The following is a 26546-nucleotide window of genomic DNA, read 5'->3' as shown; positions in this document are numbered from 1 at the left end:
TATGTCTTCAGGTGGCGGCAAAGCATCAACCCCAACCCTTCTTGACGATAACCTCAAATCAAAACAATTTTACCGGGTGCTCGACCTTATCAGCGAGGGGCCAATTGCAGGTCCGGTAGACCAGGAGCACCTGTCATCATTCAAACTGAACAAGACGCCAGTCACCGATGCAAACGGAAACGTCAGCATCAACGGCGTCAGCGTGGCATGGAGACCCGGCTCGGAAACTCAGGAGCCGATTAACGGCTTCTCGGCAATCGAGGCGACAACCATCGTCAACACAGAGGTGACCTACGATACGCCGCTGGTGCGTACCATTACGGATAATGACGTGACCCGCGTTCGGTTTAACGTTGGCGTCACCGGGCTTGTTGAGCAGGACACCAAAGGCAACCAGAAAAACACCTCTGTAACGCTGGTGCTTGAAAGTCGCACCGGTTCATCTGGGTGGGTAATCGAAAAGACCGTCACCATTACAGGCAAAATCTCAGGTGAATATCTTGAAGCACACCTGATTGACGCGCCGGAAACTAAACCGTTCGATATCCGTGTGCGTCGAATCACGCCGGACAGCACCAGTGACTTGCTGTCAAACGGCACTATCTGGAACAGCTACAGTGAGATCACCGACGATAACCTGAACTATCCGTTCTCCGCTATTGCTGGTGCGGTTATTGACCGTGACCAGTACACCGACACCCCTAGTCGCACATACCATCTTCTCGGCCTGATTGTGGACGTTCCTGACAACTATGATCCGATTGCCAGAACTTACTCGGGGTTGTGGACTGGCGGATTCAAAAAAGCGTGGACTAACAACCCGGCGTGGCTGTTCCGTGAACTGGCCAAGAATACGCGTTTTGGCCTGGCGAAACGTGCCGGTTATATCGATGTAGATGACGGTGCGTTGTACGTCCTCTCACAGTATTGCGATCAGCTTGTTAATGATGGCTACGGCGGGCAGGAACCAAGGATGACGCTGAATGCCTATATTACCGAGCAGGTGAGTGCGCGTGACATTCTCGACAAGATAGCGAGCATGTTTCGCGGTATAGCACTGTGGGACGGGATGCGACTGTCTGTCATGCTGGATGCGCCACAGGACCCGATTGCGACAATCACGAATGCTAACGTGGTTGATGGCGAGTTCAAGCGTAGCTCCGTGAAGCGTTCAGAGAAATACAATGCCGTTGTTGTGTCATGGACTGATCCGGATAACGGTTGGGAGCAGGTAAAAGAATACGTTTCCGACGATGAGATGATCGCTCGCGGAAACTACAACGAAACAACAATTGAAGCATTCGGTTGCACGTCTCGCGGTCAGGCATGGCGCGCTGGGAAATGGCTTCTTGAAACGGCGAAACGGGAAAGCAGCAGACTGTCTTTCCAGATGGCGCGCGATGCTATCCACTTTACGCCGGGTGATATCGTTGAAGTCATGGACAACAACTATGCTGGAGCGCGTCTTGGTGGGCGCATCATGTCGCACGCGGGCAATAAGATTACCGTTGATGCTGTTGATTCGTCTCTGATATCAGAAGGCGACACCATGTCGATCATGGGTAGTGACGGGAAATTCGTTAAGTACGTGATTGCCAGCATTGCCGACAACATCGTGACGCTGAAAACCACACCTGCATGGGTTCGTGACGGGACTGTATTCGCTATCTCTACCAGTAACGTTTCTACCAGACTATTCCGCATCCTTAGCATTGCAGAGACCGATAACAACTCGGTCTACAGCATCACTGCATCACAACATGACCCGAACAAACAGGCCATTGTTGATGAAGGTGCCGTGTTTGAAATTCCCAACGATACGTTGAACGGTTACCGAGTCCCGAATGTGGAGAACCTGCGCATCATCAACACCGACTCTGAGACTGTCCAGGTCACTGCTACATGGGAGACAGCAACTACCACTAAAAAACTGGTGTTTGAGTTATACGTATATACCGACGACGGCAAAGTGATCGCTCAGTACGAAACAGATCAGTTCCGCTACGAGTTCTTTGGTCTGAACGCCGGTGGATACACGCTTGGCGTTCGCGGTCGCAATGAAAACGGAATGAAAGGCGGTGAGACGCAAATTAGTATGGTCATCGGTGCGCCACCTGCACCATCCAGTGTTATCTGGACGCCAGGCTTGTTCTCTGCTGACCTGGTCCCCGTCATGCGCATTACGGCAACGACAGACACATCGTTTGAGTTCTGGTACTCCGGGCAGAACCAGATTGTCAATCCTGACGATATTGAAGACCAGACTCAGTTCCTCGGGCGCTCTAACCAGTGGACGCTTCATGGTCTACAGGCTGATAAGACGTATTACGTTTATGTCCGCACCAAAAATGCTTTCGGGGTATCGGAGTTCGTTGAGGCATCAGGTCAGGCGTCATCAGATATTCCTGGAATGATAGAACTCATTGATGAGCAGATCCGCGAATCAGATGCGTTTAAAAATGTTCAGCAGGGTGTCAACACCAACCTGGACGGTATCATGTCGAACGCGCTGGCGAACCACGGAACCGTTGAGCACCAGTATCAGCAATATGGGGAGGTTCGCGCCGACATCCTTGTTGTGAAAACAACTGTCGCTACTGCCGAGCAGGGGCTCGCCGATCTTTCCACTTACGTACAGGCACAAATAGGCCCTGAAGGAGAGTTAACCTCAGCCGTAAATCAGAAAATGACCGCTGAGGTAAATAGTGATGGGACTGCAAAAGCCTCTTACACACTCAATATGGGGATTGTCAGGAACGGTGTGAAATATAACACCGGATTCGGCATGTCTATCGAGCCATCGGGGAATAGCTATAAATCTACCGTTGTATTTGCCGCGGAACAGTTCGGCATTTATTCCGGTAATAACCCCGGCAACTGGCAGGCTGCATTCTTCGTCTATAACGGACAGGTATTTATTCGTAGCGCATTAATTCAGGAAGCATCTATCGATTTTGCGAAAATTACCGATTCACTTCAGTCTGCAAACTTTATCCCCGGTGGTGGTGGACGCGGATGGAATTTACCAAAATCTGGTAGCCCAGAATTCCATGGGAAACTCTATGCCGACAGCGGTGAATTTGCATTTAACGGAGTGAATAACGTTACTCGCATTGACGGCAATGGGATCACAGTAAATCTCTCAGGAGGTGGTCGTGTTGTTGTTGGACGATGGACATAAGGTGAAATATGCCGGAAGGAATACTGATAGATTATAACGATGGCCGTCCTGCGATGGCGATTACAGCGGGGCTCCGTGCCCCGTCATTCTGCACAAGTTTTGCTGGTTACGGTACGGGGGCAAACCAGTTTCAGGTTAATACTCCATTAACGTCAGGCTCCACAGTTTTTGTTTTACCGACACGTCCGGTTGACGTTCAGGAGTTCGCAGACAATCAGACATGGATAGTTTTACCGATATATATGACATCCGTTACAAGAAACGGAGACAACGGTGTGACTGTTAACGGTACAAACAGGGGAAACTACCAGCGAATACCAAACTGGGCAGGAACTGTATTTGAAATTCTCCCTGCTGCTACTTACAACGAAGGACTTCTCGTTTCCAACTCTACTGATTTCACTGCAATTTCGAATCAGGCAAGATTAATGACATGTGCTTATGTTGGCACGGTGACAGTCAACGGCTCGATGGCGCTTCCCGTATCAGGAATACCATTCGGGAAGTGGGATAACAATAATGTGTCTGTAGGATTTGACGGAGCAAATATTATTGTAAGAGACATCAATTACTCAGGACGGGATGATGTTTCCGCATCTGTAACAATGGAACTGGTAATTTTCAATAATACCGCGCCTGTAGCCGGTGATGGAATTACCATGACTAATTCGGCTGGGCAGGTGACGTTTTCAACAGTGAAGCGGCCATTTGTGTATGACCAGCAACTAACGGTAACAGACAATAATCAATACATAGGTGATAAATATTGTCAGATTGTATTCACTGGCGCTCAGTCAAGACGAGTGGATGGATATTTTAATATAAGGAAAAAGGGTGTGGTAATGTCAGGTGGAAACATCCGGTCAGCGTATAACCAGGTTGTTGGTAATTACAATGACAACAGATTTGATATGACATTTAATCAAAATATCAATATGCCAATTCTTGTCCTTCCGAACATGTACTGAGGAAAAACTATGTCAGCAGGAACATTAACCCTGACGAATAACTCTGCTGCGGTTGCTGGCAGCGGAACCGCATTTACCACAGAACTTGCTGCCGGTGATTTTATTGTCGTAACTGTCGGCGGCGTCCCTTATACACTCCCGGTTAAAACAGTAAATAACAATACATCACTGACGCTGGTTAGTGTTTACACAGGCCCGACACAATCCGGCGCTGCGTGGTCTGCCGTGCCTCGTGTTGCTTTGAACATGGTCACGGCTGCCTTGGTGGCTCAAAGCGCTGAGGCATTGCGAGGACTGAATTACGATAAGCAGAACTGGCAAAGCATTTTTAGTGGAACCGGTAACATAACAATCAAATTACCTGATGGTTCTTCGTGGAACGGCCCTTCGTGGAATAACATTAGTGAAACACTTAACCAAAAGGCTTCGAGTGGAGCTAATCGCGATATAACCAGTATAGCCGGATTAACCACACCATTAAGCCTGTATCAGGGAGGGACCGGGGGTAATACCCATCAGTCTGCATGCAATGGTATAGGGGCGCTTCAGGTAAACAGGAGTGTGCAAAATGCAGGTGATCCACATTTACCAACATGTTCTTTTTTTCTCGGTGATGGGCAGGAAGCCGGTGGTAATGGTAAACCATATCCATATTCAACTATTCTGAACGTTTCTGAATCAGGAAATACTGGTGAAAACGGTAATTATGCACAAGTTTCATTCCCGTCAATTCAGGAGTCTGCTCCGAGAATTCGTCAAAGATTTGGCGGAAGTTCTCCGCGGTTAACCAACTGGCGGGACTTTCTGATCAGGGACCTCAATACCTCAATAGACACAAATGGTTTTATAAAAATAGCGTCTCCGGTTGTTAAAATTTATGCAGACGGTAGTTTTGATGTAAACCATGAGTCGGAGGGAATAACGGTAACGCGGCTTGCCGTTGGGGAATATTTGATATCAGGGTGTCTGGGGATGAACTCTGATGCTGCATGGGGCGGTACTGACGGAGGATTTGATATCCCGCTTGATATAAACAAGCAACCCCGTATCTGGCTTGATTATGAGGTAAATACAGACGGTTCGATTCTTGTAAAAACATACCATCGTACACATCCGCAATCGCCAGAATTTGCCAGAAACGAGATTGATAATCTGACAAATGGAGATCCGATTGATATACCGTCAGACTCATTTGTTTCTGCGCGTGTTGAAATGCCTGCTGACAGCGTCTGGAATCAGAAACAGGATGCCGCCCATATCGTTATGGTGGAAGCCAGGATGAAGGAAGAGCGAACTGATGGTAATAATGTGTAGCGATAATTTATGACGTGGGGCTGTCGACGCTGTACAGAAAGTTCCCTACCTCATAATTTGCTTTGGTGGTATTACGTCACCTTCTCATCAAGCCAGTCCGCCCAAAATTGCATCATTTCTCTGCGGGTAGCCAGATATGCAGCATGGTTGTAAACTGAGCGCGTCCCGCCGCTTACGTGTGCCAGCTGCATCTCTATTGCGTCGCTGTTCCAGTGCTTCTCGTTGAGTACCGTGCTGAATTGGTGTCTGAAACCGTGTCCGCATGTCTGCCCTTCATATCCTATGCTGCGGATTACACCAAGGACGGCGTTTTCGCTGATTGGCTTCTTCCTGTCATTCCTTCCCGGGAAGCAAAGTTCGTACTGTCCGGTGATTTGTTGCAGGAATTTGAAAAGCGCTGTAACTTGCTCTGACATTGGAACGACATGCAGTTTTCTTCCTTTCATGACTTCAGGGTCAACGGTGATCAGCCTGTTTTCAAAGTCAATTCCTGACCATACCAACGAACGTAACTCCACTGTTCGCATTGCTGTATAGTGAAGAACCTGAGCAGCAATCTTACCTATAACCCAGCCTCCATACCCATTCAGCGCCCTCTGGAATTCGTGAATGCGATGCATAGGTAGGAAAGGGTAGTTGTTTTTTCTGTAACCCTTCATTGCCCCAACAAGGTCTGGAGCCGGATTATATTTAGCTCTTCCGGTTACTATTGCGTAGCTGAAAACCTCGCCACACCTGCGACGAGCCTTATCAGCACGTTCCATCGCCCCTCTGTCCTCAAATAGCCTGATCACCTTCAGTAGCATCATCGGCTCCACCTCTTCCATTCTAAGATGCCCGATGAGCGGCAATATATCGTCAGTGAACATGTTCATCATTTCGTCAGCATATCCTTTCGACCATACCTTCGATTTATGAGCATGCCACTCCCTGAAGATATCACCGAACGAATCAGCTACTTCTTCCTTTTCCTTCTTCTTTATAGCCTGTTTCTGTTCTGATGGGTCCACGCCAGCAAGCAGCTTCATTTTCGCGTCAGACTGTTTTGCCCTGGCTTCGGTAAGGGAGATTTGCGGATAGGGACCGATGACCAGCGTCTTTTCTTTTCCTTCGAACCGGTAGCGCATTCGCCACACCTTTTTGCCTGATGGAGGTACGAACAGGAACAGGCCTCCAGAATCAGCAAGGCGATATGATTTTTCTGCAGGTTTTGCTGCGTCAATTTGCTTAACCGTGAGCATGTGGGCATAAATCCGTGGTCATTTTAGCATGTGCCCACAATATGCCCGCATTATTGTGCGGTAGTCAACGATCTGCTACGAACGCCTAAGAACTAATATTGAGTGGAGATGCTGATTATAAAATGGATTCGAGAACTGTTACGGACGAGGGAGAACGGAAAAGTGGTGTCCCCTGCAGGAATCGAACCTGCAACTAGCCCTTAGGAGGGGCTCGTTATATCCATTTAACTAAGGGGACAACGCGGCGCCAGTATAGCGTTTTTTATTCGCCGGAGTAAGTGTAGCGCCGCCTGACTGGTTAAACCGTCGCCACTCAGCGCTGTTTTTCCGCTTTTTTCCGCTCCCGTTCCAGGCGCTCGCCGCGTAGCCTCGCTTCTTCCTTACGTTTATTGCTCATATCGTTGCGGATCTGCGCGTGGCTCATCAATGCGAAAATAAAGGTGCCGCCGCAGATATTTCCGGCAAGTGTGGGAAGGGCGAAGGGCCAGAGAAAGTCGCTCCAGGGCAGCGTGCCGTTGAAAACCAAATACAAAATTTCAACGGAACCGACGACAATATGGGTGGTATCGCCCAGCGCGATAAGCCAGGTCATCAAAATAATGACCACAATCTTCGCCCCGCCTGCAGCAGGAAACATCCATACCATTGTGGCGATGATCCAGCCAGAGATAATCGCGTTGGCAAACATCTCCGTTGGGCTATTTTTCATGACCTCCATACCAATTTTGACAAAGGCGTCGCGGGTCTCTTCATCAAATATAGGCATATATTCAAATGCCCACGCCGCAACCCCGGTGCCAATAAGGTTGCCCAATAAGACTACGCCCCATAAGCGCATCAGCAGGCCAACGTTACTCAGAGTGGGATTTTGCATTACCGGCAATACGGCAGTAACGGTATTTTCAGTAAATAATTGCTGGCGGGCCATGATGACAATGATAAAACCAAAGGTATAGCCGAGATTTTCCAGTAAAAAGCCGCCGGGAACGCCTTCAAGCTGCACGTGGAAAATCCCTTTCGCCAGGAGTGATGCCCCCATAGAAAGTCCTGCGGCAATGGCTGACCAGAGCAAAGCCATCGCATCGCGTTCCATCTCTTTTTCACCATCCTGGCGAATATGTTCATGAATCGCCATGGCGCGGGAAGGAAGACGATCTTCATCCACTTCAATCTCTTTACCGCTTTGTTTTTCTTCGCTTTCAACTTCCAGGTCACTGCTGTGCCGGTTAATTTTATTGTCGTTAAGGCTATCCATGATGATCTCTGCTGATTAACACATATTAATAAAGCGTAGCGGTTTTTCATTTACCCAGGCCGGGGCATTCTCCGAAAAAATAAAAATGATCACGCTCGTTTTTATCTGTTTCGTTAGAATAGGGCCGTCACGTTGTTGCGTTACCAGGCTATGCTCAGAGCAATGAGATCGCGCATATAGACATCGTTTGACGTGCTGTTAAAATCGCTCACACCTAAACAGGCGGATACGGTAGCGTTCCGTCATGGATGGCAATCAGCGATAGCCATAATTCACAGGGAGACATCTATGAAGCTTCGCCTGTCGGCGCTGGCGCTGGGAACCACACTGCTGGTCGGGTGTGCGAGTTCCGGTACAGAACAGCAGGGGCGTTCAGACCCATTTGAAGGGTTTAACCGCACCATGTACAACTTCAACTTTAATGTGCTGGACCCGTATGTTGTTCGGCCGGTCGCGGTCGCCTGGCGTGATTATGTTCCACAGCCTGCGCGTAACGGTTTAAGTAATTTCACTGGCAACCTCGAAGAACCGGCGATCATGGTGAACTATTTCCTGCAGGGCGATCCTTATCAGGGTATGGTGCATTTCACCCGTTTCTTCCTGAACACCTTATTAGGGATGGGCGGCTTTATTGACGTCGCGGGAATGGCGAATCCTAAGCTGCAGCGCGTTGAACCGCATCGCTTTGGCAGTACGCTGGGCCATTATGGCGTGGGGTATGGGCCTTATATGCAACTTCCGTTCTACGGCAGCTTCACGCTGCGTGAAGATGGCGGGGATATGGCGGATACCTTGTATCCGGTGCTCTCGTGGTTGACCTGGCCAATGTCCATAGGAAAATGGACTATCGAAGGGATAGAAACCCGCGCGCAGTTGCTGGACTCCGATGGTTTGCTGCGCCAGTCTTCCGATCCTTATATTATGGTGCGCGAGGCGTACTTCCAGCGTCATGACTTTATCGCCAATGGCGGAAAACTCAAGCCGCAGGAAAACCCGAACGCACAGGCGATTCAGGACGAACTCAAAGAGATCGACTCGGAATAAACGGCAGTAAATAAAAAGGTGAGCGCAATGCTCACCTTTTTGATCCGTTTCAGAAAGAGATTAGAACGCGTAGTTAAAGTTAGTACCGAACAGCCAGGCTTTCCCTTCAGATTCAAACTGATAAGGGCCTTCATTAATTTTCACGCTCTGACCATGCATATAAGAGACGCCAACGTCGACAGACGCATCTTTATTAAAGGCGTAAGTCGTACCGGCGCTCAGCCAGAAACGGTCCTGGTCCGGAATAGAGATAGAACGGTTTTGCGCTGGTACCGGGCTGTCATCGAAGGCGATACCGGTACGGAACGTCCAGTTGTCATCGTAGTAATAGGTGGTGCCCAACGCAATGCGATAAGCGTCTTTAAAGCCTTCATGCTTCTCAAAGAGCGTATCGCCAGCGGTCGATTTTGCCTTCAATTCCTGGAACTGGCTCCAGCTGGTATAGGCCAGGCTATAGTGGATGGCCCACTGTGGCGCCACACGGTTATAACCGGACACTTCCCACATTTCCGGCAGATTCAGCGTCAGGTAGCCTGACTGCGTCGCGCCGCCAGTTGCCGTTGGGATAGGCAGGTTAAATCGGTTTATAGCGATGGGAAGATCGCTACTGTAGTTGCCTTTAAAGTCAATTTTGACTTCCGAGCGGTAGGTCAGCGCGTAGCGGTTATTTTTATCCAGTTCATAAAGGATACCGGCATTCCAGCCAAAGCCCCACTGATTACCGTTCAGGTGGGCAATCTTGGTGTCGCTGGGAATCTGACCCGCGACCGGCGCCAGCGCCGGATTCTGTGCCGCGACCAACTGGCCTAAATCGCCCGCAAAACGTTCGATTTTTGCACGCGCGTATACCGCATCAAAGCCGAGGCCGAAGCTCCAGGCCTCATTTAAACGATAAGCGCCGCTTAAATTCAGGTTCATGGTTTCAAGATCGGTCGTACCGCCAACCGAGCCGCCGGCGTATGTGTCGTTAAACTCTGTCGCCAGACCATAGTTAGAGGTAATAGAAGCCCCCCAGCCAAACTGGTCGTTAATCGGGGCGACAAAATGGACGTTCGGCACCCAGGCCGTCGGCGCGATGTTATCCGCATCTAACGTCCGACGAGATGGCGATGTCCCGCTAATATTAACATCAGGATCAATATAAACCGCGCCCGCTGAAAACGTCGGGCGGTCAAACATGGTAATTAACGCCGGGTTGCGGCTAACGTTACCCGCATCATCTGCGATTGCGCCTTCACCCGAATAGGCCCGGCCAAGGCCAGAGGAAGAAAATTCGTTTAACTGAAAGCCTGCAGACCAGGCCTGGGTGGAGATGATTGCCACTGCGACTGCGAGAGCAGACTTTGTAAACAGGGTTTTCTGGCTCATGACCATAACCTCATTGATTATTTTTATACAAACTATGTTACATGCTGTAACAGGAGCGCGAAGTGTAGGGTCTGCGGTACGACTTAGAAATCAGACCAGTGGCGAGAGTATAGGTCTGACCAGCTAGAATGTTGCAAGTATGTTTATAAGTTTTTTCAATTGTGATCTTAGAAACGAGATCTGGCTGGCAAAATCGGCGGGCTTAACGGTCACCCGATCGCGCGATTTTTGTTTTAGATCATTTTTAAGTGTGATTTCGGTCACTTAACGCGTTTCCCACCATTAACGACTGGAGAGGCGAATGCCGGGAGCGTAAAATATCCCCATCGTTTATCTGGCACCCTGGGTGCAAATACAGAGGAAATCTACAATGAGTAAATGCAGTGCTGATGAAACCCCGGTTTGCTGCTGTATGGACGTTGGAACCATCATGGACAACTCCGATTGCACCGCGTCATACAGCCGCGTATTCGCTACCCGCGCAGAGGCTGAAGAGACGCTGGCGGCGTTAACCGAAAAAGCGCGTAGCGTGGAGTCTGAACCTTGCCAAATTACGCCAACCTTTACCGAGGAATCCGAAGGCGTTCGTCTGGATATTGATTTTGTTTTCGCCTGCGAAGCAGAAACGCTGATCTTCCAGCTCGGCCTGCGTTAATCCGTTCATTCACGACGCCTCCGTCATCATCTGGCGGAGGCGTTTTCTTTTTTTGTCGCTTCCCTTCACTGTGCCTTGGCTCCCACTTTCTTTTCTCTCTGCTTGGCTAAATGTAAAAAATTGGTTAAGACTGTGATCAGGTCAGACCACTAATTTATTTTTTACAGGGGAGTACTATGCGTCAGGCTTTACCGTTGGTCACCCGCCAGGGCGATCGCATTGCTATTGTCAGTGGGTTACGAACCCCCTTCGCTCGTCAGGCCACTGCATTTCATGGTATTCCCGCTGTTGATCTCGGCAAGATGGTGGTAGGCGAGCTGCTGGCGCGCAGTGAAATTCCAGCCGATGCCATTGAGCAACTGGTTTTTGGTCAGGTAGTACAAATGCCGGAAGCCCCCAATATTGCGCGCGAAATTGTGCTGGGTACGGGGATGAATGTTCATACCGATGCCTATAGCGTAAGCCGCGCCTGCGCCACCAGTTTTCAGGCGGTAGCGAATGTGGCGGAAAGCCTGGTGGCCGGCACGATACGCGCGGGTATCGCTGGCGGCGCAGATTCGTCGTCGGTACTGCCAATAGGCGTGAGTAAAGCCCTGGCGCGGGTACTGGTTGATATCAATAAAGCCCGGACGACCCGCCAACGGCTGACGCTTTTTTCTCGTCTGCGCTTACGCGACCTGCTGCCTGTGCCTCCCGCCGTTGCTGAGTATTCCACCGGTCTGCGCATGGGCGATACCGCCGAACAGATGGCGAAAACGTATGGTATTACGCGTGAACAGCAGGACGCGCTGGCGCATCGTTCACATCAGCGCGCCGCGCAGGCATGGGCGGATGGCAAATTGGCGGAAGAAGTGATGACGACCTATGTGCCGCCGTATAAAAACCCCTTTGCAGAAGATAACAACATTCGCGGCACCTCCACGCTGGCGGACTACGCTAAACTGCGTCCCGCTTTTGACAGAAAACATGGCTCTGTGACCGCCGCCAATAGTACACCGCTGACCGACGGCGCTGCCGCCGTTATTCTGATGACCGAATCCCGCGCTAAAGAGCTGGGGCTGCACCCGCTTGGTTATCTGCGCAGCTACGCCTTTACCGCTATTGATGTCTGGCAGGACATGCTATTGGGGCCGGCCTGGTCAACGCCGCTGGCGCTGGAGCGGGCTGGGTTGACGATGGCAGATCTGACGCTTTTTGACATGCATGAAGCGTTTGCCGCTCAGACTCTGGCGAACTTACAACTGCTGGGCAGCGAACGATTTGCCCGTGAGGTGCTTGGTCGTGCGCAGGCGACAGGGGAGGTAGATGACGCTAAATTCAACGTGCTCGGCGGCTCAATCGCCTACGGGCATCCTTTTGCCGCAACGGGCGCACGGATGATAACCCAAACGTTGCATGAGTTACGGCGTCGGGGCGGAGGTTTTGGCCTGGTCACGGCCTGCGCGGCTGGCGGTCTTGGCGCGGCGATGGTTCTGGAGGCGGAATAATGACTACCACATCAGCTTTTATGCTTAACGTGCGTCTGGATAATGTCGCGGTTGTCGCTATTGATGTCCCTGGAGAAAAGGTGAACACCCTGAAAGCGGAGTTTGCCGCGCAGGTACGCGCCATTCTGAAGCAGATCCGGGAAAACAAAGCGTTGCAGGGCGTTGTTTTTATCTCAGCCAAAGCAGATAACTTTATTGCTGGCGCTGATATCAACATGATAGGTCACTGCCAAAACGCGCAGGAAGCGGAAACGCTGGCGCGTCAGGGGCAACAACTGATGGCGGAGATCCAGGCGTTGCCTGTTCCGGTTATCGCTGCCATTCATGGCGCCTGTCTGGGGGGCGGCCTTGAAATGGCGCTGGCCTGCCATCGGCGCATCTGTACCGATGACGTTAAAACCGTTCTTGGACTGCCGGAGGTACAGTTAGGGCTTTTACCGGGATCGGGCGGAACGCAGCGACTTCCACGGCTGGTGGGGGTCAGTACCGCGCTGGATATGATCCTGACAGGTAAACAGCTTCGCGCCAGACAGGCGCTTAAAGCCGGGCTGGTTGATGATGTGGTGCCGCAAACTATTTTACTGGAAGCGGCTGTCGAGCTGGCTAAAAAAGAACGCCTGGCGCAGCGGACATTACCGGTCCGTGAACGTATCCTGGCGGGGCCGCTGGGGCGCGCGCTGTTATTTCGCCTGGTGCGTAAAAAGACAGCGCAAAAAACGCAGGGTAATTATCCGGCGACGGAGCGGATCATTGATGTGATTGAAACCGGACTGGCGCAGGGCAGCAGTAGCGGCTATGACGCGGAAGCGCGCGCTTTCGGCGAGCTGGCGATGACGCCTCAATCGCAGGCGCTGCGCGCTGTTTTCTTTGCCAGTACCGAGGTGAAAAAAGATCCCGGTAGCGATGCGCCGCCCGGCCCGCTGAACAGCGTGGGCATCTTAGGCGGCGGGTTAATGGGCGGCGGTATCGCCTGGGTTACGGCCTGTAAAGGCGGTTTGCCAGTACGAATTAAGGATATAAATACTCAGGGGATCAATCATGCTCTGAAATACAGCTGGGATCTGCTTGAAACAAAAGTACGCCGCCGCCATATCAAAGCCAGCGAACGCGATAAACAGTTGGCGTTGATATCAGGTTCTACCGATTACCGTGGTTTCAGTCATCGTGATCTGGTCATTGAAGCGGTGTTTGAAGATCTGCCGTTAAAACAACAGATGGTGGCGGAAGTGGAGCAAAATTGCGCTGCTCACACCATTTTTGCCTCCAATACTTCTTCCCTGCCGATTGGCGATATTGCGGCGAATGCGGCCAGACCGGAACAGGTGATTGGATTGCACTTTTTTAGCCCGGTCGAAAAAATGCCGCTGGTTGAGGTTATTCCTCATGCGTCTACTTCCGCGCAGACCATCGCCACGACCGTTAAGCTGGCGAAAAAACAGGGTAAAACCCCGATAGTCGTCAGTGATAAAGCCGGGTTTTATGTTAACCGAATTCTTGCGCCGTATATCAATGAGGCGATTCGGATGCTGACTGAAGGCGAACGCGTCGAACATATTGACGCCGCCCTGGTAAAATTTGGTTTTCCGGTGGGGCCAATCCAACTTTTGGATGAGGTAGGAATCGACACGGGCACTAAAATTATTCCTGTGCTTGAGGCGGCGTATGGAGAACGTTTTAGCGCGCCTGCAAATGTTGTCGCTTCAATTTTGAATGACGATCGCAAAGGTAGAAAAAATGGTCGCGGTTTCTATCTTTATGGCGAAAAAGGGCGTAAAAGCAAAAAACAGGTTGACCCTGCTATTTATAAGCTTATTGGCGTGCAAGGGCAGAGTCGACTATCTGCGCAGCAGGTGGCAGAGCGCTGTGTCATGTTAATGCTTAACGAAGCGGCGCGCTGTTTCGACGAAAAAGTGATTCGCAGCGCGCGCGATGGCGATATCGGCGCCGTGTTTGGTATCGGTTTTCCGCCGTTTCTCGGTGGCCCGTTCCGCTATATGGATGCTCTCGGGCCGGGTGAAATGGTGGCGACATTACAGCGCCTGGCCGCACTTTACGGTCCTCGTTACGCGCCTTGTGAACAATTAGTGCGCATGGCGGAGCGCAGGGAGCATTTCTGGACGAATGGGGAAACTGACCAGGGAAATTGAGGTCAAAGAGAATATGAATCCGCACTGAATGCCTCCTTAGTGGCGAAATAATAATCAAGGATTGACTATACTTACGCCATTGAGGTAAAAAACAGCGTTTCATTCAGTGAATGGATAAGGCACAATGCCGGCCACCGCATTTTTGCCGCAGCCAATAGGGGCATGTGGTAAGCGTGTTGGTGAAACTGGTTAACAAAAGCGGTGCAATATGCAAGTTTTTATCATGCGTCACGGCGACGCAGCCCTCGATGCCGCCAGTGATTCGGTTCGTCCCTTGACCCCTTGTGGGTGTGACGAGTCTCGCCTGATGGCGAACTGGCTGAAAGGTCAAAAAGTGGATATCGAACGTGTTCTGGTGAGTCCGTTTCTTCGGGCCGAACAGACGTTAGATGTGGTCGGCGATTGTATGAATCTGCCGGCTCAGGTGGATGTCCTGCCGGAGCTAACGCCCTGTGGCGATGTCGGTCTGGTCAGCGCCTACCTCCAGGCGCTGGCCAATGAAGAGATCGGATCGGTGCTGGTGATCTCTCACTTACCTCTGGTCGGATACCTGGTATCTGAGCTTTGTCCGGGCGAAACGCCGCCGATGTTCACGACGTCCGCAATTGCCAACGTTACGCTTGATGAAAGCGGCAAGGGGACATTCAACTGGCAAATGAGTCCCTGCAATCTGAAAATGGCGAAAGCGATTTAATCTTTGCTGCCTGATGGCGCTTCGCTTATCAGGCCTACGACAGCGCTGGCTGTTCGTAGGCTGGATAAGCCGCTTGCGCCGCCATCCGGCAATTCCGCATCAGGGTAATTCGGGCGGTTGCCACTCTTCCACTTCAATCAACACCAGCAGCGCGGCGTCGCCGCCGTACTCTTTTGGCGCCTGGTGAAAGGCCATCACATGCGGATGCTGCGCCAGCCATAACGGCGTTTGCTGTTTCAGAATATGTTTACCGTGTCCATGCATGACGCAGGCGCAAAAAATATGTTCCCGACGGCAGGCGGCAATCAGCGCCCCCAGTTCCTGCTTGGCCTGAAGCTGCGTTAAGCCGTGTAAATCCAGAAACAGTTCCGGCGAATAGTCGCCGCGGCGCATTTTTTTTAGCTCGAAATGGCTGACATCTTCACGGACATACTTTACCGGCCCTTCCGTATTGAGCAGCGGCTGGAACTCATCAGAAAAATAGTGGCTGGCGTCCGCCTGTTCCTGAATTAACCTTCGGGTAGGGACTTCCGTGATTTTCTTGCGCAGTGGCCGATGGACGATAGTATCCTGTTTAATCTTTCGGGTGCCGACCATCAGCTGACGGAACAGCGCCTGGTCCTCCTCGCTGAGCGATGTTTTCTTTTTCATTCGTGGGTCTCGTCTGATCTTTTGCCTTAGTTTACCCGACCTGGAGGATATCCGAACGGTCAAAACGGATTTTTCGTATTCTCCCGCCGCGTCAATGCTGATTTATCCCTGCCTTCGTGGCAAACTAGCCGCCGAATTTAATGCGAGCATGCCCTGGAGGAATACGTGGATAAAATTTTCGTCGATGAAGCAGTAAGTGAACTGCATACCATTCAGGACATGTTGCGCTGGGCGGTAAGCCGCTTTAGCGCGGCGAATATCTGGTATGGACACGGTACCGATAACCCGTGGGATGAAGCGGTACAACTGGTGTTGCCGTCTCTTTATCTGCCGCTGGATATTCCGGAAGATATGCGGACCGCGCGGCTGACGTCCAGCGAAAAACACCGCATTGTCGAGCGAGTGATTCGTCGCATTAACGAGCGTATCCCGGTCGCCTACCTGACCAATAAAGCCTGGTTCTGCGGCCACGAATTTTATGTCGATGAGCGCGTGCTGGTGCCGCGTTCGCCCATTGGCGAGCTGATTAATAACCACTTCGCCGGCCTTATTAGCCAACAGCCGAAATATATTCTGGATATGTGCACCGGCAGCGGCTGCATCGCCATCGCCTGTGCTTATGCTTTCCCGGACGCAGAGGTTGATGCGGTCGATATTTCGCCGGATGCGCTGGCTGTCGCCGAGCATAACATTGAAGAACACGGTCTTATCCATCACGTGACGCCAATCCGTTCCGATCTGTTCCGCGATCTGCCGAAAGTTCAGTACGATCTGATTGTCACTAACCCGCCTTATGTCGATGCGGAGGATATGTCCGATCTGCCGAACGAATATCGCCACGAACCTGAGCTGGGGCTGGCGTCCGGCACTGACGGCCTCAAATTGACCCGTCGTATCCTGGGAAATGCGCCGGATTATCTGTCCGATGACGGCGTTCTGATTTGTGAAGTCGGAAACAGCATGGTACATCTGATGGAGCAGTATCCGGATGTGCCGTTCACCTGGCTGGAGTTTGACAACGGCGGCGATGGCGTCTTTATGTTGACCAAAGCGCAGTTGCTCGCGGCCCGTGAACATTTCAATATTTATAAAGATTAAAACACGCAAACGACAACAACGATAACGGAGCCGTGATGGCAGGAAACACAATTGGACAACTCTTTCGCGTAACCACTTTCGGCGAATCACACGGGCTGGCGCTTGGGTGTATCGTCGATGGCGTGCCGCCCGGCATCCCGTTGACGGAGGCCGATCTGCAGCACGATCTCGACAGACGCCGCCCCGGCACCTCGCGCTATACTACCCAGCGCCGCGAACCGGACCAGGTAAAAATTCTCTCCGGCGTGTTTGATGGCGTGACGACCGGCACCAGCATTGGCCTGCTGATTGAAAACACCGATCAGCGCTCGCAGGACTACAGCGCGATTAAAGATGTTTTTCGTCCGGGACACGCGGATTACACCTATGAGCAGAAATACGGCCTGCGCGATTACCGTGGCGGTGGACGTTCTTCCGCGCGTGAAACCGCGATGCGCGTAGCGGCAGGGGCGATTGCCAAGAAATACCTGGCGGAAAAGTTCGGCATCGAAATCCGCGGCTGCCTGACCCAGATGGGCGACATTCCGCTGGAGATTAAAGACTGGCGTCAGGTTGAGCTTAATCCGTTCTTTTGTCCCGATGCGGACAAACTTGACGCGCTGGACGAACTGATGCGCGCGCTGAAAAAAGAGGGTGACTCCATCGGCGCGAAAGTGACGGTGATGGCGAGCGGCGTGCCGGCAGGGCTTGGCGAACCGGTATTTGACCGACTGGATGCGGACATCGCCCATGCGCTGATGAGCATTAATGCGGTGAAAGGCGTGGAGATCGGCGAAGGATTTAACGTAGTGGCGCTGCGCGGCAGCCAGAATCGCGATGAAATCACGGCGCAGGGTTTTCAGAGCAACCACGCTGGCGGCATCCTCGGTGGCATCAGTAGCGGGCAACACATTGTGGCGCATATGGCGCTGAAGCCTACCTCCAGCATTACCGTGCCGGGACGTACGATCAACCGGATGGGTGAAGAAGTCGAAATGATCACCAAAGGGCGCCACGATCCGTGTGTGGGGATTCGCGCAGTGCCGATCGCAGAAGCCATGCTGGCGATCGTGCTGATGGATCACCTGCTGCGCCATCGGGCACAGAATGCGGATGTAAAGACAGAGATTCCACGCTGGTAAGAAATGAAAAAAACCGCGATTGCGCTGCTGGCATGGTTTGTCAGTAGCGCCAGCCTGGCGGCGACGCCGTGGCAGAAAATAACTCATCCTGTCCCCGGCGCCGCCCAGTCTATCGGTAGCTTTGCCAACGGATGCATCATTGGCGCCGACACGTTGCCGGTACAGTCCGATAATTATCAGGTGATGCGCACCGATCAGCGCCGTTATTTCGGCCACCCGGATCTGGTCATGTTTATCCAGCGGTTGAGTCATCAGGCGCAGCAACGGGGGCTCGGAACCGTCCTGATAGGCGACATGGGGATGCCTGCCGGAGGCCGCTTTAATGGCGGACACGCCAGTCATCAGACCGGGCTTGATGTGGATATTTTCTTGCAGTTGCCGAAAACGCGCTGGAGCCAGGCGCAGCTATTGCGCCCGCAGGCGTTAGATCTGGTGTCCCGCGACGGTAAACATGTCGTGCCGTCGCGCTGGTCGTCGGATATCGCCAGTCTGATCAAACTGGCGGCACAAGACAATGAGGTCACCCGTATTTTCGTCAATCCGGCTATTAAACAACAGCTTTGCCTCGATGCCGGAAGCGATCGTGACTGGCTACGTAAAGTACGCCCCTGGTTCCAGCATCGCGCGCATATGCACGTGCGTTTACGCTGCCCTGCCGACAGCCTGGAGTGCGAAGATCAACCTTTACCCCCGCCGGGCGATGGATGCGGCGCTGAACTGCAAAGCTGGTTCGAACCGCCAAAACCTGGCACCACAAAGCCTGAGAAGAAGACACCGCCGCCGCTGCCGCCTTCCTGCCAGGCGCTACTGGATGAGCATGTACTCTGATGGACAATTTTTATGATCTGTTTATGGTCTCCCCGCTGCTGCTGGTGGTGCTGTTTTTTGTCGCCGTACTGGCAGGATTTATCGATTCTATCGCCGGGGGCGGAGGGCTGCTCACTATTCCTGCGCTGATGGCCGCCGGGATGTCGCCGGCAAACGCGCTGGCGACCAATAAATTACAGGCGTGCGGCGGCTCCCTCTCATCTTCGCTCTATTTTATTCGCCGTAAAGTGGTAAACCTGGCCGAGCAAAAGCTCAATATTCTGATGACGTTCATTGGCTCGATGAGCGGCGCGCTGCTGGTGCAGCACGTGCAGGCGGATATTTTGCGCCAGATCTTGCCCATCCTGGTGATTTTCATCGGCCTCTATTTTTTATTGATGCCGAAGCTGGGCGAGGAAGATCGCCAGCGCCGCCTGTATGGATTACCGTTCGCGCTGATAGCCGGGGGATGCGTCGGGTTTTACGACGGCTTTTTCGGGCCTGCCGCCGGGTCGTTTTACGCTCTGGCGTTTGTCACCTTATGTGGCTATAACCTGGCGAAATCCACGGCACATGCCAAAGTGCTTAACGCTACCTCCAACGTTGGCGGCCTGCTGTTATTTATCATCGGCGGCAAAGTGATCTGGGCGACGGGCTTCGTGATGCTGGTTGGTCAGTTTTTAGGGGCGCGAATGGGGTCGCGTCTGGTGTTGAGCAAAGGCCAAAAGCTTATCAGACCGATGATCGTTATTGTCTCGGCGGTAATGAGCGCCAGGTTACTTTATGATAGCCACGGACAGGAGATCCTCCACTGGTTGGGGATGAATTAATGAACAGTACGCACCATTACGAACAGTTAATTGAGATTTTTAACGGCTGCTTTGCCGAAGAATTTAATACCCGTCTGATTAAAGGCGACGACGAACCGATCTATCTTCCTGCTGACGCGCAGGTACCGTACCACCGTATCGTCTTTGCGCATGGGTTTTACGCCAGCGCGCTGCATGAGATTTCTCACTGGTGTATCGCCGGTAAGGCGCGCCGCGAACTGGTTGACTTTGGTTACTGGTACTGCCCGGACGGACGCGACGCGCAGACCCAAAGTCAATTCGAAGACGTTGAGGTGAAGCCACAGGCTTTCGACTGGTTGTTTTGCGTGGCGGCGGGGTATCCCTTTAACGTCAGTTGCGACAATCTGGAAGGCGATATTGAGCCGGATCGCGTGGCGTTTCAGCGCCGGGTTCATGCGCAGGTAATGGCGTATCTGGAGCAGGGCATTCCTGAACGTCCGGCCCGCTTCATCAAAGCGCTACAGAATTACTATCACACGCCCGAACTTAAGGCGGAACAGTTCCCGTGGCCGGAAGCGCTTAATTAAAGCCAGCGCCACGTTTACAATGAGGAAAGAAGATGATCGCGGAGTTTGAATCACGCATTCTGGCATTAATTGACGATATGGTAGAGCACGCCAGCGACGATGAGCTTTTTGCCAGTGGATACCTGCGTGGCCACCTGACGTTAGCCATTGCCGAGCTGGAGAGCGGTGATGACCACTCCGTTGAGGCGGTCTATGCCAACGTTAGCCAAAGTCTGGAAAAAGCGATCGGCGCCGGCGAACTGTCGCCGCGCGATCAGGCGTTAGTCAAAGCGATGTGGGACAATTTGTTCGACAAGGCAAAACAATAACGCCGTGGGCTGGAAGGCGACGCTTGCCGCCTTCCGCTATTGACTGGCCCATTACTTCACCGCTTTTCCCTTCAATAACTTTCTCACCCATAACCGATTCGGATTTAACGCCGCCAGCGTACCGGCATCCAGTGGAATCGGCTCGTTACTCATCTGCGCCGCCAGAATTTCTGCGCATAATGGCGCTGAGCACAAACCACGCGATCCCAGCGCGCCGAGCATAAATAAACCCGGATACACAGGCGCAGGCGCCGCCGACGTTTTATTATCGGCTAAATCGGCGTAATGCGTCAGCGTGGCATGGTAATCCGGGACATTGCCCACCATCGGCAGATGGTCGCGGGTGGCGCAACGCACGCCGCAACGGGCGCTGTTGCCGCTAACGTCAACCTCTGTGGCCCAGTTCGCATCCGGAAAACAGTCAAGCAGACGCTGTCGGTTCTGACGCTGATCTTCTTCGCGCCAGACGGTGCTTTCGTCGCCCCGGTGATAGCTGGCGCCAATACAGTGCTGCTGATTATGCGGATTTTGCGGCGTCAGATAGCCGTCGTAGCATAACACCTGACGCAACGCCGAGAGAGCGGGGGTGGTGGGAATATGACTGACCTGCCCCCCGACGGCATACACCGGCAGCGGCTGGGTCTGATCAAAACGGTTAATCTGATGGCCGTTCGCCAGGACGACGGTCTCATGGCTGGCGGTTTCACCTGACGTAAAGCGCAGTTGCCAGCGCGACTCCTGCGCAACGAGCGACGTGAGCGTATGGCGAAAGCGCGTTTGTAAACCCTGTTCGGTCGCCAGTGCGATGACTGCGCGAGTTAATTGTTCCGGGCACAGCCAGCCGCCTGCCGGATAGGTAATTCCTCCGCAGCGTGTCGTCACGCCAACCGCCTGTTCCGCCTCTTCGGCATTGAGCGCCGAGGCCAGTCCGGCGGGCAGCGCCAGGGACAGCATCTGGGCAATTTTCTGCTGGCTTTTCTCATCCCATCCGAGCTGCGTCACGCCGCACCAGTCATGATCAAAAGAGACGGGTAGGGCATCATACAGGCGACGGGCAAAGGTGAATGCGGTCGGGAAAAAGCGATTAATGGCGGCGTCATGTTTGCTAAGGAGCGGATAAAGCGCGCCCTGTCGATTACCGGAAGCGCCCTGGGCGGGCTGATCATCAGCGCAATAGAGCGTCACCTGCCAGCCGCGACGCAGTAACGCCAGTGATAACAGCGCGCTGGCGATGCCGCCGCCAATGATCGCCGTTTCACGTTTTTCGCTTCCGCTGCGGTAAAACCAGGGCGCGGAAAGGGTCGGCATGAGGTGTTGTTCCATCACTCCGCAAAGCATCTCGCGTTTACGTCCGAAGCCTTTGCGTTTTTGCATGGTAAAACCGGCTTCCTGTAATCCCCGACGAACGAAGCCCGCCGAGGTAAACGTCGCCAGCGTTGCGCCGGGCCGCGCCAGCCGCGCCATCGCGTTAAACAGGTTTGGCGTCCACATATCCGGATTTTTCGCCGGGGCAAAACCGTCGAGGAACCAGGCGTCGACTGTTTGATTCAGCGTGGCGTCCAGTTGGTCGGTCAGTTCATTAATATCGCCAAACCACAAATCCAGCGTCACCCGGCCCCGATCCAGCAATAGGCGGTGGCACCCCGGGAGCGGCAGCGGCCATTGCGCCTGCAGCTGCTCTGCCCAGGGCGCGAGCTCCGGCCAGTGTTGGTGCGCCAGCGCCAGATCGTCGCGCGTTAACGGGAATTTCTCAAAACTGATGAAATGTAACCTTTGCAGCGTCGCTTGTGGGTGCGCAGAACGAAAGCTGTCAAACGCCTGCCACAGCGTCAGGAAGTTGAGTCCGGTGCCAAAACCGCTTTCCGCGACTATAAATAATGGATGTGAATGTACGGGAAATCGCTCCGCAAGACGATTGCCGCCAAGAAAAACGTAGCGTGTCTCTTCGAGTCCATTGTCATTAGAAAAATAGACATCATCAAAATCTCGGGAAACAGGTGTACCCTCAGCGTTAAATTCGAGTGTGGCGGGTTGTATGGCGTATTGTTTCACGTAAGTTACTCGTCTGACGGGCGGTATCGCGATCTTAACGATGTGTGCCTGACGGCGCAAATTTCCGTACTAAATGGCTGATCGGACTTGTTCGGCGTACAAGTGTACGCTATTGTGCCAATCGAAACTTAAAAATAGTGCGAATTACAGAGGTATTGAATGAAACGTGCAGTGATTACTGGCCTGGGCATCGTTTCCAGCATCGGTAATAACCAGCAGGAAGTCCTGGCATCTCTGCGTGAAGGACGTTCAGGGATCACTTTCTCTCAGGAGCTGAAGGACGCCGGCATGCGTAGCCAGGTATGGGGCAACGTAAAACTGGATACCACTGGCCTCATTGACCGCAAAGTCGTGCGCTTTATGAGCGACGCCTCCATCTATGCTTATCTGTCTATGGAGCAGGCAGTGGCCGACGCCGGTCTGGCGCCGGAAGTCTATCAGAATAACCCGCGTGTCGGCCTGATTGCAGGTTCCGGCGGCGGCTCCCCGAAATTCCAGGTCTTTGGCGCAGACGCCATGCGTAGCCCGCGTGGTCTGAAAGCCGTGGGCCCGTATGTGGTGACGAAAGCAATGGCATCCGGCGTTTCCGCCTGCCTCGCTACGCCGTTTAAAATTTATGGCGTGAACTACTCCATTAGCTCCGCTTGCGCGACCTCCGCACACTGTATCGGCAATGCGGTTGAACAGATCCAACTGGGCAAACAGGACATCGTTTTTGCTGGCGGCGGCGAAGAGCTGTGCTGGGAAATGGCCTGTGAGTTCGATGCGATGGGCGCACTGTCCACCAAATATAACGATACGCCTGAAAAAGCGTCCCGTACCTATGATGCGCACCGTGATGGGTTTGTCATCGCGGGCGGTGGCGGTATGGTTGTTGTCGAAGAGCTGGAACACGCTCTGGCGCGCGGCGCGCATATCTATGCGGAAATCGTCGGTTACGGCGCAACATCCGATGGCGCAGACATGGTTGCTCCGTCTGGTGAAGGCGCAGTACGTTGCATGCAGATGGCGATGCACGGCGTAGACACGCCGATCGACTACCTGAACTCTCACGGTACCTCTACTCCGGTAGGCGACGTGAAAGAACTCGGTGCAATCCGTGAAGTGTTTGGCGATAACAGCCCGGCAATTTCAGCAACCAAAGCGATGACCGGCCACTCGCTGGGTGCCGCAGGCGTGCAGGAAGCTATCTACTCTCTGCTGATGCTGGAGCACGGTTTTATCGCGCCGAGTATCAACATCGAAGAGCTGGATGAGCAGGCTGCGGGTCTGGACATCGTGACCGAAACGACCGAGCGTGAACTGACTACTGTAATGTCTAACAGCTTCGGTTTTGGCGGCACCAACGCCACGCTGGTGATGCGTAAGTTGTAAGCCTGACTATTACGTTGTAGTATCAATAATGAAACAGGTCGCTAATGCGACCTGTTTTTTCATTCAGGGAACAACAAATTATATGGATATTCTATAAATGCCAACTAATACATTAGATAAAATTAGGCATAGTTTGAGTTGTGTGGCTGTTTTATTTGGTTTGCTTGGCATTTTTGTTTTTGCCTCATTTTCGCCTTCCTATGCCTGGCTTTATTTGGGAGGTCTGGCTGCGCCTTTTATATATAGTATTGTTTTTGTCTATGCGATTGCTGCCTGGAGTATTTATTCAAAGTATTATCCGTTTTTATCATTGGGCCGCTTATCATTTGTGGAATGTTTTTTTCCGGCGCTGGCCCTGGTGTGCCTTACCGTTCTCTACAATGCTTTTAGTGGCCCGGAACCCTGGATGGCCGAGTTATCAAGGCAATTTTTTCTTCATAAATTTCTTAACACGCTGGCGATGTGCTTTCTGGCTCCTGTGGCGGAGGAAATTATATTCAGAGGGTTTTTATTAAACAGCAGTATCGGTTGGGGTCGGTACTCAAGAGTTTCCGGTATTATTATTACCTCACTCGCTTTTGCAATTATGCATACACAATATCTCTTTGCGGTGACTTTTGTTTATCTGTTTGTTTTTTCATCGATATTATGCGTTGTTCGAATGAGAAGTCGTGGGCTAATGATACCGATAATACTTCATATTTTAAATAATGCCTGGGTTATTTTCGGCTTACTGTTTTCAGCGACAGAATAAGAGCCTGATGCAAGAGGCGCTTTAACCTCTCCGGTACGAACAAGAGACCGATGGCGGTTCCCTTTTTTAATGCTTCTTATATTCCGGCGCGACTTTCGCTGACCAGGCCTCAGCCTGGGTGATGGCGCCTGCGTCATAAATCGGCTGTTCATAACCCCTGTCAGCATCCCGAACGCGGTAAATTTTCCAGCGTCCCTCTTCCCAACGGGTATAAACTTCCAGGTGGATGGGTGTTGACTCTGTAGCCAACAGAACATCCACTTTTTCTCCGCCGAGGAAAGGGTGTGCCTTCCCAACCCGTAACTGTGGAATCCACTCTGGCGCATAGTCCTGCGCATACATAAAATAATCTGCCCCCACAATCTCCTGTTCATAAAGGGACTGTATTAGCGCCAGGCGATGAATAACCTCTTTAGCAACGTAACGTTGCATTAAGGCGGTGGTGTCGTCAGGGGTATTCACATCGTTCGTGAACGTCGTCATCCATGAGGTATAGAACTGCTTCACGGCCTGCGTACTGTCGTGATGAGGCGCAGAGCAACTACAAAGCAACAGGATAAGCGCGACAAGGGAGAACGTTTTCATTAATTCTTCCTGTAGATGGTATATGAGGGCCTGGCTGCCCGGTAGCCCGGGCCGGCCCACATATCGCGTTGTTTAAAATCCGAATACCACTCTGCGCCATCGTATATCGCCATGTGACCGCTCGGGTTTCCGCCAGCGTAAGGTTGAATAATAATGACGTCACCCTCGCGCGGCATTTCATAGGTACCAATGGCGGTGAATCCGGCGCTTCTTAACATTGGGCCATAATCTTTCGCATGATACGTATGCCCCAGCGTGATACCGCCCGCCTGAATTGCCTTTCGGGTAAATTCCGCACACCGGCCTGACGAGAAAGATCTCTGAGCGTAATACCTCTTTTTTCAAGTGCACTTTTAATATCTGCACGATGCCAGTCCTGGCTTTTTGGTTCCATTCTGTAATCCTAAGAAGATGTGTTATCGGCACCGATATTTTTAAGGTAAAAATTAGCGCGAGAAAAAGAAAGTTACTTTCTTTTTCACTCTGAGAATAGTGCCAGAAAGAAAGCAAAATTTCGCGAAAAAGAAGAAATATTTTTATTTCATCAGGAGAAAGGAAAGAAACCGATGGCAAAGGAATGGTTCACGGTTAAGGAATGTCTTGGCTTACCGGGGTTTCCGGGAAGCGAGCCTGCGGTTCGCGAACGTTTGTATAAGTACAGCGAAGGGAAAGAGGGGGTCAGGCGTAAGCGTGTTAAATCAAAGGCCGAGGAGTTTCATATATCTGTTTTCCCTCTTTATGTTCATCGTTATCTGGACGACAGCGGAGAGGAACCGACGCCAGAACCCATTTCCTTACAGGAAGCGGAGCCTGAAGATATCCAGGAGATGATGTTCAGGTTACTGACGCCAGAACAGCGCAAGCAGGTGACCGGACGGTTTAAGGTGAGAGGGATGAAAGCGGTCTTTCCCTTTCTGTTTGATGACACGCCGCCACGTTGATACCCTGGCTGCAATTTCAAGGTTGACAAGTTTCGCGTCTCACAGGCAGACTTCACTTTCTACATTATCCTTCCGATAATGCGTAAGCGTTTAACGTTATCCAACGCACCTTAATCCTGACGT

23 protein-coding genes, 1 tRNA gene and 2 pseudogenes are annotated in these 26546 nt (G+C 52.2%); 17 read left to right on the top strand and 9 right to left on the bottom strand.

Features of this window, described 5'->3' with window-relative positions; translation table 11 throughout:
* Position 1: 1 nt before the first annotated feature.
* Genes NBA72_RS18265 through NBA72_RS18255 form a run of 3 tightly spaced genes read left to right on the top strand, consistent with a single transcriptional unit; the run spans position 2 to position 5463 of the window.
* Entirely contained in the window at positions 2-3181 is a 3180-nt protein-coding gene (locus NBA72_RS18265; RefSeq protein WP_439005009.1) for a host specificity protein J, read from the top strand.
* An 8-nt stretch (positions 3182-3189) separates the two neighbouring features.
* Positions 3190-4149 carry a DUF6453 family protein gene (locus tag NBA72_RS18260; protein WP_020898865.1) on the top strand — a complete coding sequence of 320 codons (960 nt, stop codon included), beginning with the start codon at positions 3190-3192 and terminating at the stop codon, positions 4147-4149.
* Positions 4150-4158: 9 nt separating this feature from the next.
* Positions 4159-5463, top strand: coding sequence for a phage tail protein (locus NBA72_RS18255; protein WP_079987456.1), 1305 nt, complete (start codon positions 4159-4161; stop codon positions 5461-5463).
* A 71-nt stretch (positions 5464-5534) separates the two neighbouring features.
* Here the strand turns inward: NBA72_RS18255 and NBA72_RS18250 are convergent, their stop codons facing one another.
* The 3 genes from NBA72_RS18250 to NBA72_RS18240 form a co-directional block, all read right to left on the bottom strand.
* Positions 5535-6704 carry a tyrosine-type recombinase/integrase gene (locus NBA72_RS18250; protein ID WP_024157222.1) on the bottom strand — a complete coding sequence of 390 codons (1170 nt, stop codon included), beginning with the start codon at positions 6702-6704 and terminating at the stop codon, positions 5535-5537.
* Between the two features lie 163 nt (positions 6705-6867).
* Positions 6868-6942, bottom strand: a tRNA-Arg gene (locus NBA72_RS18245).
* Positions 6943-7017: 75 nt separating this feature from the next.
* Complete coding sequence (locus NBA72_RS18240; protein ID WP_042948979.1) at positions 7018-7959, bottom strand: formate/nitrite transporter family protein; 942 nt, start codon at positions 7957-7959, stop codon at positions 7018-7020.
* 288 nt (positions 7960-8247) lie between these two features.
* On the opposite strand from NBA72_RS18240, the gene mlaA reads away from it, so the two are divergent.
* Positions 8248-9003 (top strand): phospholipid-binding lipoprotein MlaA, encoded by a 756-nt coding sequence (gene mlaA, locus NBA72_RS18235; protein WP_000776787.1) that lies wholly within the window; start codon positions 8248-8250, stop codon positions 9001-9003.
* A 60-nt stretch (positions 9004-9063) separates the two neighbouring features.
* Here mlaA and fadL read toward each other — a convergent pair whose 3' ends face one another.
* Positions 9064-10371 (bottom strand): long-chain fatty acid transporter FadL, encoded by a 1308-nt coding sequence (gene fadL, locus NBA72_RS18230; RefSeq protein ID WP_001518618.1) that lies wholly within the window; start codon positions 10369-10371, stop codon positions 9064-9066.
* 370 nt (positions 10372-10741) lie between these two features.
* Here fadL and NBA72_RS18225 point away from each other — a divergent pair, with 370 nt between their 5' ends.
* The 4 genes from NBA72_RS18225 to sixA all read left to right on the top strand — a co-directional run bounded on the left by NBA72_RS18225 (position 10742) and on the right by sixA (position 15354).
* Entirely contained in the window at positions 10742-11026 is a 285-nt protein-coding gene (locus tag NBA72_RS18225; protein ID WP_000030904.1) for a YfcZ/YiiS family protein, read from the top strand.
* 176 nt (positions 11027-11202) lie between these two features.
* The gene (gene fadI / locus NBA72_RS18220; RefSeq protein ID WP_023194396.1) at positions 11203-12513 is read left to right on the top strand and encodes an acetyl-CoA C-acyltransferase FadI; all 1311 of its coding nucleotides are present in this window, start codon (positions 11203-11205) and stop codon (positions 12511-12513) included.
* Positions 12513-14660, top strand: a complete 2148-nt coding sequence (gene fadJ / locus NBA72_RS18215) for a fatty acid oxidation complex subunit alpha FadJ (protein WP_000214145.1) — start codon at positions 12513-12515, stop codon at positions 14658-14660. Before fadI ends, fadJ begins: the two co-directional genes overlap by 1 nt.
* Positions 14661-14868: 208 nt before the next feature.
* Positions 14869-15354, top strand: a complete 486-nt coding sequence (gene sixA, locus NBA72_RS18210) for a phosphohistidine phosphatase SixA (protein WP_001195800.1) — start codon at positions 14869-14871, stop codon at positions 15352-15354.
* 99 nt (positions 15355-15453) lie between these two features.
* Here sixA and smrB read toward each other — a convergent pair whose 3' ends face one another.
* Positions 15454-16005, bottom strand: a complete 552-nt coding sequence (smrB, locus tag NBA72_RS18205) for an endonuclease SmrB (RefSeq protein WP_000730794.1) — start codon at positions 16003-16005, stop codon at positions 15454-15456.
* 165 nt (positions 16006-16170) lie between these two features.
* Between smrB and prmB the strand changes: the two genes are divergently transcribed.
* The 6 genes from prmB to NBA72_RS18175 are packed head-to-tail and all read left to right on the top strand — an operon-like array spanning position 16171 to position 20717.
* Positions 16171-17103, top strand: coding sequence for a 50S ribosomal protein L3 N(5)-glutamine methyltransferase (gene prmB, locus NBA72_RS18200; protein WP_001542329.1), 933 nt, complete (start codon positions 16171-16173; stop codon positions 17101-17103).
* 35 nt (positions 17104-17138) lie between these two features.
* Positions 17139-18224, top strand: coding sequence for a chorismate synthase (gene aroC, locus NBA72_RS18195; RefSeq protein ID WP_000918457.1), 1086 nt, complete (start codon positions 17139-17141; stop codon positions 18222-18224).
* 3 nt (positions 18225-18227) lie between these two features.
* The gene (gene mepA / locus NBA72_RS18190) at positions 18228-19052 is read left to right on the top strand and encodes a penicillin-insensitive murein endopeptidase (protein ID WP_042948978.1); all 825 of its coding nucleotides are present in this window, start codon (positions 18228-18230) and stop codon (positions 19050-19052) included.
* On the top strand, positions 19052-19861 hold the full coding sequence (locus NBA72_RS18185; protein ID WP_000368599.1) for a sulfite exporter TauE/SafE family protein: 810 nt from the start codon (positions 19052-19054) through the stop codon (positions 19859-19861). Before mepA ends, NBA72_RS18185 begins: the two co-directional genes overlap by 1 nt.
* On the top strand, positions 19861-20409 hold the full coding sequence (locus NBA72_RS18180) for an elongation factor P hydroxylase (protein WP_001089211.1): 549 nt from the start codon (positions 19861-19863) through the stop codon (positions 20407-20409). Before NBA72_RS18185 ends, NBA72_RS18180 begins: the two co-directional genes overlap by 1 nt.
* Before the next feature lie 32 nt (positions 20410-20441).
* Complete coding sequence (locus NBA72_RS18175; RefSeq protein WP_000559749.1) at positions 20442-20717, top strand: YfcL family protein; 276 nt, start codon at positions 20442-20444, stop codon at positions 20715-20717.
* Between the two features lie 51 nt (positions 20718-20768).
* Here the strand turns inward: NBA72_RS18175 and mnmC are convergent, their stop codons facing one another.
* Positions 20769-22769 (bottom strand): bifunctional tRNA (5-methylaminomethyl-2-thiouridine)(34)-methyltransferase MnmD/FAD-dependent 5-carboxymethylaminomethyl-2-thiouridine(34) oxidoreductase MnmC, encoded by a 2001-nt coding sequence (gene mnmC / locus NBA72_RS18170; protein WP_023993415.1) that lies wholly within the window; start codon positions 22767-22769, stop codon positions 20769-20771.
* Between the two features lie 159 nt (positions 22770-22928).
* Here mnmC and fabB point away from each other — a divergent pair, with 159 nt between their 5' ends.
* Both fabB and NBA72_RS18160 read left to right on the top strand, forming a co-directional pair.
* Entirely contained in the window at positions 22929-24143 is a 1215-nt protein-coding gene (fabB, locus tag NBA72_RS18165) for a beta-ketoacyl-ACP synthase I (protein WP_000817159.1), read from the top strand.
* Positions 24144-24240: 97 nt separating this feature from the next.
* The gene (locus NBA72_RS18160; RefSeq protein ID WP_001142914.1) at positions 24241-24897 is read left to right on the top strand and encodes a CPBP family intramembrane glutamic endopeptidase; all 657 of its coding nucleotides are present in this window, start codon (positions 24241-24243) and stop codon (positions 24895-24897) included.
* A gap of 66 nt (positions 24898-24963) precedes the next feature.
* On the opposite strand, the gene NBA72_RS18155 is transcribed toward NBA72_RS18160, so the two are convergent.
* The 3 genes and pseudogenes from NBA72_RS18155 to NBA72_RS18145 form a co-directional block, all read right to left on the bottom strand.
* Complete coding sequence (locus NBA72_RS18155) at positions 24964-25482, bottom strand: YbjP/YqhG family protein (RefSeq protein WP_000847540.1); 519 nt, start codon at positions 25480-25482, stop codon at positions 24964-24966.
* A pseudogene (locus tag NBA72_RS18150) lies at positions 25482-25799 on the bottom strand (hypothetical protein); the annotation flags it as partial. The gene NBA72_RS18155 and the pseudogene NBA72_RS18150, both read right to left, overlap by 1 nt.
* Positions 25745-25876: pseudogene (locus NBA72_RS18145) on the bottom strand (helix-turn-helix domain-containing protein); the annotation flags it as partial. The pseudogenes NBA72_RS18145 and NBA72_RS18150, both read right to left, overlap by 55 nt.
* A gap of 172 nt (positions 25877-26048) precedes the next feature.
* Here NBA72_RS18145 and NBA72_RS18140 point away from each other — a divergent pair.
* Positions 26049-26423 carry a hypothetical protein gene (locus tag NBA72_RS18140; protein ID WP_023138696.1) on the top strand — a complete coding sequence of 125 codons (375 nt, stop codon included), beginning with the start codon at positions 26049-26051 and terminating at the stop codon, positions 26421-26423.
* Positions 26424-26546 lie beyond the last annotated feature (123 nt).

This window comes from Salmonella sp. NW1250, assembly GCF_051812965.1.
In the GTDB taxonomy this organism is placed as follows: Bacteria; Pseudomonadota; Gammaproteobacteria; order Enterobacterales; family Enterobacteriaceae; genus Salmonella; species Salmonella enterica.
The sequence above is the reverse complement of the archived record's forward strand: the minus strand, read 5'-3'. Positions and strand labels throughout refer to the sequence as shown.

Bases quoted from the DNA above. Each gene is read 5' to 3' on its own strand.
- NBA72_RS18180 (WP_001089211.1), top strand. From the start codon at position 19,861: ATGAACAGTACGCACCATTACGAACAGTTAATTGAGATTTTTAACGGC.
- fabB (WP_000817159.1), top strand. From the start codon at position 22,929: ATGAAACGTGCAGTGATTACTGGCCTGGGCATCGTTTCCAGCATCGGT.
- NBA72_RS18160 (WP_001142914.1), top strand. From the start codon at position 24,241: ATGCCAACTAATACATTAGATAAAATTAGGCATAGTTTGAGTTGTGTG.
- NBA72_RS18225 (WP_000030904.1), top strand. From the start codon at position 10,742: ATGAGTAAATGCAGTGCTGATGAAACCCCGGTTTGCTGCTGTATGGAC.
- NBA72_RS18175 (WP_000559749.1), top strand. From the start codon at position 20,442: ATGATCGCGGAGTTTGAATCACGCATTCTGGCATTAATTGACGATATG.
- mlaA (WP_000776787.1), top strand. From the start codon at position 8,248: ATGAAGCTTCGCCTGTCGGCGCTGGCGCTGGGAACCACACTGCTGGTC.
- smrB (WP_000730794.1), bottom strand. From the start codon at position 16,005: ATGAAAAAGAAAACATCGCTCAGCGAGGAGGACCAGGCGCTGTTCCGT.
- aroC (WP_000918457.1), top strand. From the start codon at position 17,139: ATGGCAGGAAACACAATTGGACAACTCTTTCGCGTAACCACTTTCGGC.
- NBA72_RS18240 (WP_042948979.1), bottom strand. From the start codon at position 7,959: ATGGATAGCCTTAACGACAATAAAATTAACCGGCACAGCAGTGACCTG.
- fadI (WP_023194396.1), top strand. From the start codon at position 11,203: ATGCGTCAGGCTTTACCGTTGGTCACCCGCCAGGGCGATCGCATTGCT.
- NBA72_RS18255 (WP_079987456.1), top strand. From the start codon at position 4,159: ATGTCAGCAGGAACATTAACCCTGACGAATAACTCTGCTGCGGTTGCT.
- fadL (WP_001518618.1), bottom strand. From the start codon at position 10,371: ATGAGCCAGAAAACCCTGTTTACAAAGTCTGCTCTCGCAGTCGCAGTG.
- NBA72_RS18140 (WP_023138696.1), top strand. From the start codon at position 26,049: ATGGCAAAGGAATGGTTCACGGTTAAGGAATGTCTTGGCTTACCGGGG.
- NBA72_RS18260 (WP_020898865.1), top strand. From the start codon at position 3,190: ATGCCGGAAGGAATACTGATAGATTATAACGATGGCCGTCCTGCGATG.
- NBA72_RS18185 (WP_000368599.1), top strand. From the start codon at position 19,052: ATGGACAATTTTTATGATCTGTTTATGGTCTCCCCGCTGCTGCTGGTG.
- NBA72_RS18265 (WP_439005009.1), top strand. From the start codon at position 2: ATGTCTTCAGGTGGCGGCAAAGCATCAACCCCAACCCTTCTTGACGAT.
- fadJ (WP_000214145.1), top strand. From the start codon at position 12,513: ATGACTACCACATCAGCTTTTATGCTTAACGTGCGTCTGGATAATGTC.
- NBA72_RS18250 (WP_024157222.1), bottom strand. From the start codon at position 6,704: ATGCTCACGGTTAAGCAAATTGACGCAGCAAAACCTGCAGAAAAATCA.
- sixA (WP_001195800.1), top strand. From the start codon at position 14,869: ATGCAAGTTTTTATCATGCGTCACGGCGACGCAGCCCTCGATGCCGCC.
- NBA72_RS18155 (WP_000847540.1), bottom strand. From the start codon at position 25,482: ATGAAAACGTTCTCCCTTGTCGCGCTTATCCTGTTGCTTTGTAGTTGC.
- mepA (WP_042948978.1), top strand. From the start codon at position 18,228: ATGAAAAAAACCGCGATTGCGCTGCTGGCATGGTTTGTCAGTAGCGCC.